Below are 13,020 nucleotides of genomic sequence, written 5' to 3' on the forward strand. Positions count from 1 at the left end.
CGGTGTCATTCGGCCGTGACGACGACGTCGACCGGGTCGCATCCCTCGGCCGTCGCGGTGAGGCGGATCTTCCCGGGTCCGGTGGGACGCAGGACGGCCAGCGCGCGGCCCTCATAGGTGAGGCGGTCCGTGGTGTCGAAGGGTTCCTCGGTCCACGGGTCGGCGCTACCGAGGCCGAGCAGGACGCCGGCGCCGGAGACCTCGACGGACACACGGCGGTCGGCGGCGGTGTGGAGGGTGCCCTTCGCGTCGGTGAGGGTCAGCGAGACGTAGGCCAGGTCGCCACCGGTCGCCCGGATCACCTCGCGGTCGGCCTCGGCGTTCAGCCGTACGGGACCGCCTGCCCACTGGAGGCTGCTGCGGCCGGTCTCGACGTCGTCCCGGTAGGCGACGGCGACCAGTTCACCGGGTACGTAGGCGATCCCGAACTCGGTGCGGAAGCGGTGGTCCGCGCCGACGGGACGTCGTCCCAACGAGTTGCCGTTGCCGATGAGTTCGACCTCGTCGGCGTCGCTGTAGACCTCGACCGTGATCGGGGCGCCCTCGGACCCGGGCCAGGTCCAGCTTGACACCGTATCGCTCCATGCCCAGGGCGATCCCGCCCATGTCCTGCCGTGGTATTCGGGCCGACGGACGGCGATGTACGGCTCGGACCGCAGCCCGAAGACGATCTCCCGGTAGTAGGAGGCCGGCCTGCGGTGACCCGTGATGTCGATGTCGCCGCAGCCCGCCACCAGATACGGGTAGGGCGCATTGTGGGCGGGCTGCTGTCCCGCCCCGTCCTCGGCGAGGTACTGGGGCCGGCCGACGCCGACCTCGCCGAGGTAGTCCCAGCCGGTCCAGGTGAAGTCGCCGATGACATGGCCGTACTCCTCGACCAGCCGCCAGTTGCCGTCGATGCGGGTGGGGAAGGTCTCGGTGCCCAGGATGATCCGGTTGGGGAACAGGTCGCGGTCCAGGGCGTAGCGGGCCTCGGCGTAGTTCATGCCGGCCACGTCGAGCACGGCGAAGGACTCCGCCGTGCGCTCGGTGACCAGCTCGGAGGCGCTGATCGCGTTCATCGCGTCGCCGGCGTCGGCCATGAGGGTGTTGATGCCGGCGCCGTCCTCGGCCGCCTGTTCCAGCGCCTGCTGCTGGAGGGCGCCCAACTCGGACATCACCGCAAGCATGCCGTTGACGGCGTTGGTGACGTAACGGGTGCTGTCGAGGGAGCGGACCTTCTCGGCGAGTTTGCGGCCCCACGCGGCGCCGAAGGGCGAGCCGGTCTCGGGGATCTCGTTGCCGATCGAGTACATGATCACGCTGGGATGGTTGTAGTCCTTGGCGACCATCGCCTCCACATCACGTTCCCACCACTCGGGGAAGTTGAGGCTGTAGTCGAACTCGGTCTTGCCGGACGTCCACACGTCGAAGGTCTCGTCCACGACGAGCATGCCGTGCCGGTCGCAGGCGTCCAGCATCGCCTTGCTCATCGGCTGGTGGGAGATGCGGATCGCGTTGAACCCGGCCTCCTTGAGAAGCTCGACCCGCCGTTCCTCGGCCCGGGCGTAGGTCGCCGCACCGAGGATGCCGTTGTCGTGGTGCACGCAGGCGCCGCGCAGCTTCACGGCCTCGCCGTTGACGCGCAGGCCGTGCTTGGGGTCGAGTTGCAGGGAGCGAATACCGAAGCCGACCGCCTCCCGGTCCACCTCCCCCAGAGCCACGTGACAGTCGTAGAGGACCGGCGACTCCGGGCTCCACAGGGCCGGGAACGGAACGTAGAGACGCTGCCGGACCGTCGTCGGCTCGCCGGGCAGCACCGTGACCTTGGATGTGTCGGTGGCGACGACGGCCCCGGACGCGTCCCGGATCTCCGTGACGACGGGAATCGTGCGGACCTCGATCGAGTCGTTGGTCACCTCCGTCGCGACCTCGACGACGGCACGCGAGCCGTCGATGTCGGGGGTGGTGACCCTGACGCCGTCGGGCGCGATCCGGACCACCTCGCCGACCAGCAGCCAGGTGTCACGGTAGATGCCCGCGCCGGTGTACCAGCGCGAGTCACGGTGGGCGCGGGCCTCGACGCGGATCTCGTTGTCCTCGCCGAAGCGCAGGAAACGGTCGGCGTCGATGCGGAAGTGCGAGTATCCGTAGGGCCGCTGGCCGGCGTAGTCGCCGTTGATGTACACGGTGGCGTCGCGGTACACGCCCTCGAACTCGACGAAGATCCGCTTGCCCCGCTGCTCCTCCGGGACGGCGAAGGTCTTGCGGTACTCGAAGACGCCGCCCGGGAAGTACGCGCCCGCGGCGCCCTCCATCGTGACCTCGTCCGGGACGGCGCGCCGCTGCTCGATCATCGCGTCGTGCGGCAGCGTCACCGGCCGAAAGGGGACCACATGACCGGACAGTTCGGCGAAGGGGTTGACCTTGGGCCGGACCTGCCAGCCGTCGTTGAAGGACGTGCGGATCATGTGGACTCCATGAGTTGTCGGCTCGCCGCCGTGGGGGCCGGGCACGCAGCCTGGCGGAACGCGATACGCCCCGGCGACCCCGTCTCGAGTGACCGCGATGTTTCGGCGATCGAAAATCTACCATTCAAAAAAATTCACGGCCAGAGTGCTGCCGCCAGTGGTGCACGCGCACGGCCGCGAGGCATGACAGTCCGGCCGGAGAGGCCGCGACGGGGCGAGCCGACGCCGACCGGCGCACGCAACACGGGCGCCTCCTGGCACCCGCAGGGCGAGGTTGCGCATCGGCGCGGCATGGCAGGGTGCCGCGCTCACCGCGGCGCTGCCGCACGGGAAGCGCGGACATCCGGGCTGCGGAGCGAGGACGCCGTGCACACGCGACGGTCGACGGGGAGCGGTGGCATGACGATGGCGCCGCCGCGAATACCTACTGGCGCGCACAACTGGGGACCGACCCGGGCCATCGGCACCGGAGACGATCAACTCACCTGCCCGGTACAGGATTTCAACGCCGGGACAGCCGACGAACCGTTCGACCCGACGGTCAAGGACGGCAGCCTCGCCCAGCGCGTCATGGGGTTGGGCAGATGGGGTCGAACAAGTCCGGTCTCCTACCGCTCACTCCAGCCCCGCATGCCGGGTGACAGCTGACCGCGCACAGCAAGACCTCGCCCCCTGGCGCGGTGACGACGATCCTCCCGAAGCACTGGCCGAATTCGAGGTGGCGCAACGCCCCCTGGATCCACTCGGCGCGGGGCGGAATCGACGAATGCGGCCAGTTCACGCGCCGTGGATGAGTACGGTTGCGCCCGGTCGGCCGAGGCTGCGGCGCCCGAGGCATAGCGGAGGGCCGGACCGCCCACGAGCGACACGTACGTGGTGCGGGTGAGCAGTACCGACCTCCAACAGAGCAGGTATCCGGCCGGGCCCCGGTCTGCCGGGGGCGGATCACCTCACCGCCGACCGTGACGACAGCGCCGTCGCCGCCGGAGGGAGTGCGACAGTCTCCGTCCACTAACAGCGATCCGCCCCATCCGGCCAGTGCCGCCACCCGAGCCTCAGAGGAAAGTCACTCGGCGCCGTCGTCCCGCAGAAGCAGAGCGAGCAGCCCTGGAAAGCGCTCCTCGAACTCCTCGCGGCGTAGTCGATTGACCCGCTTGGGGCCCTCATCACGCTGTTCGACCAGGCCGGCGCCGCGCAGGACCGAGAAGTGGTGGCTGAGCGCGGCCTTGCCCACGGGCACGTCGAAGCTGCCGCAGCTGCGTGTCCAGTCGGCGGAGCCCGCCAGCTCGCGGATCAGCGTGATGCGTACGGGGTCGGAGACCGCGGACAGCGCTGTGAGCATGGACACCTCCTCGGGATCCGTGTGCACCGGCGCCGCCCGGTGTCCACCGCTCGCAGCCTGGTTCGACATGCCCCTCCCGCCGTGACGCATCGCCGACGGCACACCCCTCGGAGCGTCCCGGCCGGTTGTCGAGTGTTCGATGGATATCTTACAGTCCCAGTGTTCGCTTCCCGTTGAACACTCAGCGAAGGGTGCGGTGATCCGTCATGCGCGCAGTCGAGTTCCAGGAGTACGGCTCCCCCGAGGTGCTGCAGATCGTCCAGGCCGGGACCCCCGAACCCGGGCGGGGCCAGGTCACCGTCGACGCCGCCTATGTCGGCGTGAACTTCGCCGACCTCAAGGCACGCGCCGAGGGGTACCGGGTGCAGTCGCTGCCGTTCCGGCCGGGCCTGGAGGTCGCCGGGCGGATCCGGGCGGTCGGCGACGGCGTCGAGGGGCTGCGGCCGGGGCAGGAGGTCGCCGCGCTCGTCGACGGCGGAGCCTATGCGGAGGTGGTCGTCGCCGACGCCGCCACCGTCTTCCCGCTCCCCGAGGGCCTGGACCTGCGGACTGCCGCCACGCTCCCCACGGTGGTACCGACCGCGCACGCCCTGCTCCACGAGGTCGGGCGGCTGCGCGCCGGGGAGACCGTGCTGGTGCAGGGCGCGGCGGGCGGCATCGGCACCGTGGCAGGGCAGCTGGCACGGGCGGCCGGCGCCGGCGCGGTGTACGGCGTGGCGTCCTCGGCGGCCAAGGCCGAGCACGCGCTCAAGCACGGTTACGACGCGGTGTTCACCGCCGACACCTTCGCCGACGACGTCCGCCGCGCCACCGATGGCAAGGGGGTCGACCTGCTCCTCGACCCGGTGGGCGGCGACACCCTGCGGCGCGGCCTCGACGCGCTGGCCGTCTTCGGCCGCCTGGTGTCCTTCGGTAACGCGAGCGGGTCCGAGCCATGGCAGGTCGGGCAGCCCGAGCTGTACGCACGGGGCCGTTCGGTCGGCGGCTTCTCCATCCTGGCGCTCGCCCAGTCCGCACCCGACGCCCTCCGCGCCCTCGCCGAGCGCGCCTTCCGTACGGTCTCCGACGGCACCGTCAGCCTTCCGGTCACCGCCGAGTTCGCACTGGCGGACGCGGCCGAGGCACACCGACTGATGGGCAGCCGCACCTCTACGGGGAAGCTGCTGCTTCGGGTGACCGACTGAGGGCGGCCATCGTGCGCACCACCCTCAGCAGGACGACGGAACCTCTGGAAACTCGGGCAAGGAATGAAACAGAACAGCATGGGCCAGGGGTTCACCGGGGTCGTGGGGAAGGTGCCCGCTCCCGGGCTCGTACTGGCCGGCGTGTGCGGAATCCAGTTCGGCGCGGCCTTCTCGCCGCGGATCTACCCGCAGGTGGGCGCGCCTGGCGTCGTCTTCCTGCGGCTGCTGATCGCCGGGGTGCTGCTGTGCCTGATCTGGCGGCCACGGCGACAGGCCCTGAGTTCGGTGAAGGGCGCCTGGGGAACGGTGCTAAGCGCCGGGGCTCTCCTGGCGGCCCATCACCTCGCGTTCTACGAGGCCGTGAAGCACATCCCCCTCGGGGCCGTGGCCACGATCGAGTTCCTCGGCCCGTTCGCGATCGCCCTCGCGGGATCACGACGGACCGTCGACCTGCTCCCCGCCTGCCTCGCGATCGGCGGAGTCGTCCTGCTCGGCGGGGGCGGGGTCCCGCTCGACCCGGGCGGTCTCGCGCTGGCCGGAGTGGCGGCGTGCTGCTGGGCCGGGTACATCCTCGTCTCCTCCCGCATGGCGCGACGCCTCAGCGGCGGTCAGGGTCTGGCGGTGGCAGTGCTGTTCGCGGCCATGGTCAGCGCCCCGTACGGCATCGCCCAGGCCGGCAGCGCGCTCCTCGACCCGCAGGTGCTGTGGGTGGCCGCGCTGGTGGCGGTGGCCGCCAGCGTGCTGCCGTACTCGCTCAACCTGGAGGCGCTGCGCCGGATCCCGCCACGCGTGTTCGGTGTGCTGACCAGCCTGGAGCCGGCCGCCGGCGCCGTCTTCGGGCTCCTCATCCTCGGGCAGCGGCTGGCCTGGCCGCAGTGGCTCGGCATCGCGGTGGTCGCCCTCGCCTCCGTCGCGGCGACATTTCTGGGAGCGGGCGAACGGCCGAAATCCCGGACAGTCACCCGGGGCGGGCCGAGCGACAGTCACCCGGGCGAGCATCCGGAGGGCGTCGTTGTCAGTGACCGTGGAGTTACGACGTCGTAAATCTATACTTCAAAAAATTTAGAGGTTAGGGTTTCCCTCGTTCTCGTGATCCGCCCCCGCACCAGGAGCCGAGCACCATGGATCCCCACGACTCCTCGCCCCCCGCCTGCTGCGCGCCCCGCAGCGGCAGAGCACCCGGCCCGCCGGTGGTCGTGCCTTCGCCGGGACTCCGTACGGGCTCCCTGGACGGCATGGTCCGCCTGACTGGCGGCGAGTTCCTGATGGGCACGAACGACACGGAGGGCTTCCCCGAGGACGGCGAGGGCCCGGTCCGTCCGGTGCGGCTCGGCGCGTTCCACATCGACGCCCACGCCGTCAGCAACGACCGGTTCGCCGAATTCGTCGACGCCACCGGATACGTCACCGAGGCCGAACGCATCGGCTGGTCCTACGTGTTCGCCGGTTTCCTGCCCGCCGCGCTGCGACGCGGGGCGCCACGACCGGAACGTACTCCATGGTGGTGCGGGGTCACCGACGCCCGGTGGGACCGTCCGGAAGGCTCGGGCAGCACCCTCGACGGCCGCGGCGACCATCCGGTGGTGCACACGTCGTGGAACGACGCAGCCGCCTACGCCGTCTGGGCGGGCAAGCGGCTGCCGACCGAGGCCGAGTGGGAGTACGCGGCCCGCGGCGGCCTGGAGCAGCGGCGCTACCCCTGGGGCGACGAACTCGATCCTGACGGCGCATACCGCTGCAACATCTGGCGTGGCGCCTTCCCCACGAAGAACACGAGTGCCGACGGCCACCGGGGCACGGCCCCCGTCGATGCCTTCGAGCCCAACGGATACGGCCTGTACAACACCTCCGGCAACGTCTGGGAGTGGTGCGCCGACTGGTGGACCGTAGACCACTCCCCCGGCCTGGCCACCAACCCGAAGGGCCCCACGCGGGGCCGGGACAAGGTCATCCGCGGCGGCTCCCATCTCTGCCACAGGTCCTACTGCAACCGCTACCGCGTCGCCGCCCGCACCGCCAACTCACCCGACGGGGCCAGCGGCCACACCGGGTTCCGCTGCGCCCGGGACGCCTGAAGACCCGTGACCGACCGACTGCGAAGACGCCGAAGGAGCACCACGGCATGAAAGCCATCATGGTGATGTTCGACAGCCTCAACCGTCACATGCTGCAGCCGTACGGCTGCGACTGGACCCAGACCCCCAACTTCGCGCGGCTGGCCGAGCGTTCCGTCACATTCGACAACTGCTACGCGGGTTCAATGCCCTGCATGCCGGCCCGCCGCGAACTGCACACCGGCCGCCACAACTTCCTGCACCGCAGCTGGGGCCCCTTGGAACCGTTCGACGACTCCATGCCCGAACTGCTCAAGCGCGCCGGTGTGTACACACACCTGGCCAGCGACCACCCGCACTACTGGGAGGACGGCGGAGCGACCTACCACGGCCGGTACAACACCTGGGAGTTCTTCCGCGGGCAGGAGGGCGACGCCTGGAAGGGGCATGTCGCCGCACCGCCCATGCCGGACGCGGACGTCAAGGAGATGCGGCAGGAGGGGTACCGCCAGGACTGGGTGAACCGCCAGTACATGCGGACCGAGGACCGCCACCCGCAGACCCTCACCTTCGACGCCGGTCTGGAGTTCCTGCGCACCAACCACACCGAGGACCGCTGGTTCCTCCAGATCGAGACCTTCGACCCGCACGAGCCGTTCTTCAGCCACCAGCAGTACAAGGACCTCTACCCGCACGACTACGACGGCCCACACTTCGACTGGCCCGACTACCGGCAGGTCACCGAGACCGACGAGCAGGTGCGGCATGCGCGCATGGAGTACGCGGCACTGCTCTCCATGTGCGACCGCTCGCTCGGCCGCGTCCTGGACCTGATGGACGAGCACGACATGTGGGACGACACCCTGCTGATCGTCAACACCGACCACGGTCTGCTCCTGGGCGAGAAGAACTGGTGGGGCAAGTCCGTCCAGCCCTGGTACAACGAGCTCGTTCATCTCCCGCTCTTCGTCTGGGACCCCAGGGCGGGCGTCACCGGCGAGCGCCGCGAGTCGCTCGTGCAGACCATCGACCTCGCTCCGACACTGCTGGAGTTCTTCGGCGTGGAGCGGTCGACGGACATGCAGGGCTCACCTCTTCGGACAGCCGCCGACGAAGGCGTGCGCAAGGCGGCCCTGTTCGGCATCCACGGCGGGCACGTCAACATCACCGACGGCCGGTACGTCTACATGCGCGCACCGGTGTCCGTGGACAACGCCCCCTTGTTCGAGCACACCTTGATGCCGACGCACATGCGCGGACGCTTCACGCCCGACGAACTGGCCGACATCGAACTCGCCGAGCCCTTCTCCTTCACCAAGGGCGTGCGCACGGTTCGGGTGGCCGGGCGGACCTTCTTCAATCCTTTCCAGTTCGGCACCCTTCTCTTCGATCTGCACACCGACCCGGAACAGCGCTCGCCGATCGTCGATGACGTCGTGGAGCTGCTGATGGCGAACCTGCTCCTCGATCTGCTGCGCGCGAGCGACGCCCCGCCCAGCCAGTACGAGCGTCTTGGCCTGCCCGCCGAGGGCCCGGCGACCGCGGAGCACCTCCTGGTACGGGCACAGCGTGACCAGGCCGACAAGGCCCAGGAGCCCCTCCCCCGCCCCGAGGACTACCCCGTCGGCCGCTTCTCGCTGCGCACCCCGCTCGCCGTCCTGGTCTCCGACCCTGTGGCCGTCGAGGTGCTGCGTACCCACGCGCCCACCCTCGTCGACACCGAACTTCTCCAGCTGATCGGCACCACGTCGCTGATCTCGCTGGCCGCCATGTCGGGCGCCTCATTCCCCAAGGAGACGCTGCGCACGCTCGCGGAGGAACTGGCGACTCTCTGAGAGACCGAGCACGACATGGGCCCACGTGGGGAGAGTGGTGCGGCTGCCACGGCGGACGCCGTGTCGCTACGGACGTCACCATCAGAGTCCTGTCGGCGCCGAGGGCCCACGCGACCTCCGGGAGAACGAGCGCCCGTTCCTGTCCGGGGGCGACCAGCTCGGGAAGTGCGGTGCCGGGGACTGTGCAGCGACGCACCGGCATCCGGGCCTAGCAGTCGGTTGTCCGCGCTCCGGAGATGTCCCAGATCAACCTCCTCGTGACCGAGTTGCCGCCGGACGACGACCACCTCGCCCCGTACCGCGGGATCCGGATGATTCGACGGACGCCCGACCCGCTCCGTTTGACCGGGTCGAACCCTTCGGATATTTTAAATCAACCCATTGATTTAAGCGTTCGCCCGGCGTCTCGCCGGGACAAGCGGAGTGACATGGCGGACACTATGACAACCGGCGACACTCGCACCCACATCCAGCGTGTGGCCTTGGAACTCTTCACCGAGCGAGGATACGAGAAGACCTCCCTCCGGGAGATCGCCGAACGGCTTGGTGTCACCAAGGCTGCCCTCTACCATCACTTCAAGGCGAAAGAGGACATCCTGAACGCCCTCTTCGAGGAGCGGATGGCGCCCCTCCACGACGTGCTTGCCTGGGCCCAGGACGCCCCTGCCGGGTTGGCCGCCAAGCAAGAGGCACTGCGCCGCTACGCGACCGCCCTCGCACAGGCGGCCCCGGTCCTCGCGGTATTCAGGGCGAGCCAGGCAGCCGTGCGCGATCTCCCCGCAGGAGTGGCGTGCCGGGAGACGATGGCGCATACGGTCGCGCTCTTCACCGAAGGCGGGGCAAGCCTGCCCGACCGGTTCCGCTGCATCGCCGCGATGCTCACCGTGCACGCCGCGACGCTCGCACCGGACGGCATCGAAGCCGACCCGGAGGAGATCCGGGCCGCTGCCCTCACCGTCGCACTCGAACTGCTCGCCGCCGCACATCCTGACCGGGAGTTCCCGTGATCGGCAGCCGCCGCCCTCTCCGCAAGGGGCCCGCCGAGGTCTTCGAGGCCATCGAGCCTCCGGGCACCTCCGAACTGATCACCGCCGTGGTCTCCGCGACGGTCCTGGTGGAGTTCCTCGGCGTGCTGTCCGGGTCCGAGGTGTGGCTCCTCGGACTCCTGGTCTTCCTGCCGGGTACGGCTTCCGCCCTGTGCACCGTCCGGCAGACGAGGTTCGTCGCCGCGTGGGCCGTCCTCGTCGTCACCACCACCGCCGTGGTACGTGACGTCGACGAGGCCCGCTGGCTCGACCGCCTCCTGCTGGTCCTGCTCACCCTCACTCTCGGCGTGACCTCCGTCTACGCCTGCCACCGGCGCGTCAGACGCGAGCACGAGATGCTCCGCCTGCGCTCGACCGCCGTCGCCATGCAGCGGCACATCCTGCACCCGCTCCCCCTCGTCACTGACGACGTCCTGGTCAACGGCGTCTACGAGCCCCTCCACGAGGACCGCCTGGTCGGCGGCGACATCTACGACGTGGTCGCCTGCCCCTGGGGAACCCGAGTCCTCATCGGCGACGTACAGGGCAAGGGACTGGCCGCCGTCGGCGCCGCGTTCGCCGTCATCGGCGCCTTCCGCGAGGCGGCACACCGCGAGCCCACGCTGACCGCGCTCGTCGACGCACTGGACGCCGCCGTCGTACGCCACAACTCCTACGCCGAACACACCGGCGACGACGAACGCTTCGTCACCGCCCTCGTCATCGGCATCGACGCCGACACCGAAGTACAGGCCGTCAACTGCGGGCACGTCCTGCCCCATGTGATGCACGAGGGCTCCATCACCTCGCCGGCACTGGACTCGGGCGTCCCGCTCGGACTCGCCGAGCTGGCCGTCGAACCCTCGACCGTCGACTGGTTCCCCTTCCCCGACGGGGCGACACTCCTGCTGAGCACCGACGGCCTCACCGAGACGCGCGCCGGCGACGGCACCTTCTACCCCGTCGACGAACGCCTCGCGAAACAGCTCGACCGCTCCCCCACCGAACTGCCCCAGGCCCTCTACGAGGACGCCCGCGCGTTCGCCGGCCACGGTGGCCTCCACGACGACGTCGCTGTCCTTACCGTCCGCCGGTCCCCGCGTCACTGACCGTCCGCTGTCGCCATACCGGCTGGTGCGTCGGTGCGTTCAGTCCACGCGGATGATGCCCCGGCCCAGCGCGGCGGTGACGGCGCCGGTGCGGTCGCCGACATCAAGCTTGGTGTAGATGTGCAACAGATGGGTCTTGACGGTGGCCTCGGACAGGCGCAGGCCGCGGGCGATCTGCTTGTTGCTCTGTCCCCGGGCCACGGCGGACAGCACCTCCAGTTCCCTGCCGGACAGCCCCGCGGCCCGCTCGCCGCGCAGATGGGCCAGGACCTTGGCGGCGACCGTGGGCGACAGCGCGGCACCTCCGCGGGCGGCAGTCCGCACGGCCTCGCACAGTTCGTACCGTCCCGTGTCCTTGAGTAGATAGCCGACCGCGCCCGCGTCCACGGCGGCGGTGATGTCGGCGTCCGTGTCGTACGTGGTCAGGACCAGTACCCGTACGTCGGGCTGAGCGGCGCGGATGGCGGCGGTCGCGGCGGTGCCGTCCATGCCGGGCATCTGCAGGTCCATCAGCACCACGTCGGGGGCGAGTTCGGCACTCCGGCGCACCGCCTCTGCGCCGGTGGCGGCCTCGCCGACGACCTTGAGGTCGGGTTGCGTCGAGAGCACGGCGGCGAGTCCGTCGCGGACCACCGGGTGGTCGTCGGCGAGGAGGATTCGGATCGCGGGCCCGGTGTGCGTGTTCATGGCAGCACCACGAGACGGTCGGCACCGGCAGCCGAGTCGTCCGCCGCAGCTGGTGTCGGCACGGACTCAGCGACCGGCAGCGGAACGGTCGCGGCGACAGTGGTGCCCTCGCCCGGGCCGCTCTCCACTACGAACGTGCCGCCCAGCCCGGCGACGCGCTCCCGCATGGTGGCCAGCCCGATACCGGTGTGTCGGGCGGTGGGCGCGAAGCCTCCGCCGTCGTCCTGGATGTCGACGGCCAGGACGTCGTCGAGGTAGGACAGCGTGACGGACACGCTCACCGCACGCGCATGCCTGCGGACGTTGGTCAGCGCCTCCTGGACGACCCTCAGCAACTCGCTCTCCGCAGCGGGAAAGGTGGGGGCCGGCTCCCCGGTGACGACGGTGTATGCCTCGATTCCGGTCTCCTCGGCCAGCCGAGCGGTGAGTTCACGGACCGCGTCCGCCAGATGCGTCCGCTCCAGCGGCGCGGGGCGCAGGGCGTGCACGAGCCGTCGGCTTTCGGCGAGGTTGTCCCGGGCGGTCCGCATGGCCTGCTCGACCCGGCGGGCCGCCGGGGTGGCGGGCGGAAGATCGTCCCGTACGGCGTCCAGCAGCATGGCGATCGACGCGAACCCCTGGGTCAGCGTGTCGTGGACCTCCCGGGCGAGACGCTGACGCTCGGCCAGGACACCCGCCTGCCGTTCCGCCGCCGCGCGCTCGGCCTGGGTGGCCGTCAGCTCGTCCAGGAGCCGCCGGCGCTTGTGGCTCTCGTGGTCGAGGGTGGCGACGTAACAGGCGAGGGAGACCGCCACCGCGGTTCCGAGCACACAGCCCGTGAGCGTCCGTACGTCGACGGAACCCTCTGTGGTGAGGCGCTGCCACGCCCAGGCTGCGCCCAGCACCAGCACCCCACCGGCCGACCACCAGGCCCGTCGCAGCCAGTACGGGGTGAGCACGGCCACGGCGGCCGGGAGCAGCGCCGGGTCCACCGCGGACATCACCGCCCACCAGGCCGACGCCCCGACGAGGTAGGGCAGTTGGAGGCGGTTGGCGCCGCCGCGCAGCACGATCCAGTACGCGTACCAGGCGGCGAGCCCCAGGGCCGGGCCGATGCGCAGCAGCGCCCCGCCGATCGTCGGATGGGTGCCGGCCAGCGCGCCCAGCACCGACAGCGCGAGCACGACGACGAAGAAGGCGTGCTGGCCTACCGCCTTCCACCGCTCCCCCGCCCATGTCTGTCGCAGTGCCATGCCCCTCAGCGTAGGCGCCGTGGGGCAGCGGGAGGATCAGCCGGCCGGTGGGGACAGGTCCACCGATCGGTTGGCGGGCGATGCGTCGATCGGACGATGTGC

General features: G+C 70.4%; 11 protein-coding genes. 7 read left to right on the plus strand and 4 right to left on the minus strand.

Translation table 11 applies throughout. From position 1 onward, the window contains the following. Positions 1–5: 5 nt before the first annotated feature. Positions 6–2,450, minus strand: a complete 2,445-nt coding sequence (locus ACFYXF_RS04890) for a glycoside hydrolase family 2 TIM barrel-domain containing protein (protein ID WP_389348100.1) — start codon at positions 2,448–2,450, stop codon at positions 6–8. A 399-nt stretch (positions 2,451–2,849) separates the two neighbouring features. Here ACFYXF_RS04890 and ACFYXF_RS04895 point away from each other — a divergent pair, with 399 nt between their 5' ends. Next, a complete protein-coding gene (locus tag ACFYXF_RS04895) occupies positions 2,850–3,098 on the plus strand; it encodes a hypothetical protein (protein ID WP_389348101.1) in 249 nt (82 codons plus the stop codon). Between the two features lie 418 nt (positions 3,099–3,516). Here the strand turns inward: ACFYXF_RS04895 and ACFYXF_RS04900 are convergent, their stop codons facing one another. Continuing rightward, entirely contained in the window at positions 3,517–3,861 is a 345-nt protein-coding gene (locus ACFYXF_RS04900) for an ArsR/SmtB family transcription factor (RefSeq protein WP_389348102.1), read from the minus strand. Between the two features lie 137 nt (positions 3,862–3,998). On the opposite strand from ACFYXF_RS04900, the gene ACFYXF_RS04905 reads away from it, so the two are divergent. The 6 genes from ACFYXF_RS04905 (at position 3,999) to ACFYXF_RS04930 (ending at position 10,999) form a co-directional block, all read left to right on the plus strand. Further along, on the plus strand, positions 3,999–4,976 hold the full coding sequence (locus ACFYXF_RS04905) for a zinc-binding alcohol dehydrogenase family protein (protein WP_389348104.1): 978 nt from the start codon (positions 3,999–4,001) through the stop codon (positions 4,974–4,976). A gap of 63 nt (positions 4,977–5,039) precedes the next feature. Beyond that, entirely contained in the window at positions 5,040–6,020 is a 981-nt protein-coding gene (locus tag ACFYXF_RS04910) for a DMT family transporter (protein WP_389348105.1), read from the plus strand. A gap of 77 nt (positions 6,021–6,097) precedes the next feature. After that, positions 6,098–7,051 carry a formylglycine-generating enzyme family protein gene (locus ACFYXF_RS04915; protein WP_389348106.1) on the plus strand — a complete coding sequence of 318 codons (954 nt, stop codon included), beginning with the start codon at positions 6,098–6,100 and terminating at the stop codon, positions 7,049–7,051. Positions 7,052–7,098: 47 nt separating this feature from the next. Next, a complete protein-coding gene (locus ACFYXF_RS04920) occupies positions 7,099–8,865 on the plus strand; it encodes a sulfatase (RefSeq protein ID WP_389348107.1) in 1,767 nt (588 codons plus the stop codon). A gap of 236 nt (positions 8,866–9,101) precedes the next feature. Then, positions 9,102–9,872: a TetR/AcrR family transcriptional regulator gene (locus tag ACFYXF_RS04925; RefSeq protein WP_389348109.1), complete on the plus strand. Its 771-nt coding sequence runs from the start codon at positions 9,102–9,104 to the stop codon at positions 9,870–9,872. Beyond that, a complete protein-coding gene (locus tag ACFYXF_RS04930) occupies positions 9,869–10,999 on the plus strand; it encodes a PP2C family protein-serine/threonine phosphatase (protein ID WP_389348111.1) in 1,131 nt (376 codons plus the stop codon). Before ACFYXF_RS04925 ends, ACFYXF_RS04930 begins: the two co-directional genes overlap by 4 nt. 39 nt (positions 11,000–11,038) lie before the next feature. Here ACFYXF_RS04930 and ACFYXF_RS04935 read toward each other — a convergent pair whose 3' ends face one another. Both ACFYXF_RS04935 and ACFYXF_RS04940 read right to left on the minus strand, forming a co-directional pair. Beyond that, complete coding sequence (locus ACFYXF_RS04935; RefSeq protein WP_389348113.1) at positions 11,039–11,686, minus strand: response regulator; 648 nt, start codon at positions 11,684–11,686, stop codon at positions 11,039–11,041. Next, a complete protein-coding gene (locus ACFYXF_RS04940; protein ID WP_389348115.1) occupies positions 11,683–12,918 on the minus strand; it encodes a sensor histidine kinase in 1,236 nt (411 codons plus the stop codon). The genes ACFYXF_RS04935 and ACFYXF_RS04940 overlap by 4 nt, the downstream gene beginning before the upstream one ends. Positions 12,919–13,020 lie beyond the last annotated feature (102 nt).

The organism is Streptomyces sp. NPDC002680, assembly GCF_042889145.1.
Lineage (GTDB): Bacteria > Actinomycetota > Actinomycetes > Streptomycetales > Streptomycetaceae > Streptomyces > Streptomyces adonidis.

Bases quoted from the DNA above. Each gene is read 5' to 3' on its own strand.
- ACFYXF_RS04890 (WP_389348100.1), bottom strand. From the start codon at position 2,450: ATGATCCGCACGTCCTTCAACGACGGCTGGCAGGTCCGGCCCAAGGTC.
- ACFYXF_RS04895 (WP_389348101.1), top strand. From the start codon at position 2,850: ATGACGATGGCGCCGCCGCGAATACCTACTGGCGCGCACAACTGGGGA.
- ACFYXF_RS04900 (WP_389348102.1), bottom strand. From the start codon at position 3,861: ATGTCGAACCAGGCTGCGAGCGGTGGACACCGGGCGGCGCCGGTGCAC.
- ACFYXF_RS04905 (WP_389348104.1), top strand. From the start codon at position 3,999: ATGCGCGCAGTCGAGTTCCAGGAGTACGGCTCCCCCGAGGTGCTGCAG.
- ACFYXF_RS04910 (WP_389348105.1), top strand. From the start codon at position 5,040: ATGAAACAGAACAGCATGGGCCAGGGGTTCACCGGGGTCGTGGGGAAG.
- ACFYXF_RS04915 (WP_389348106.1), top strand. From the start codon at position 6,098: ATGGATCCCCACGACTCCTCGCCCCCCGCCTGCTGCGCGCCCCGCAGC.
- ACFYXF_RS04920 (WP_389348107.1), top strand. From the start codon at position 7,099: ATGAAAGCCATCATGGTGATGTTCGACAGCCTCAACCGTCACATGCTG.
- ACFYXF_RS04925 (WP_389348109.1), top strand. From the start codon at position 9,102: ATGTCCCAGATCAACCTCCTCGTGACCGAGTTGCCGCCGGACGACGAC.
- ACFYXF_RS04935 (WP_389348113.1), bottom strand. From the start codon at position 11,686: ATGAACACGCACACCGGGCCCGCGATCCGAATCCTCCTCGCCGACGAC.
- ACFYXF_RS04940 (WP_389348115.1), bottom strand. From the start codon at position 12,918: ATGGCACTGCGACAGACATGGGCGGGGGAGCGGTGGAAGGCGGTAGGC.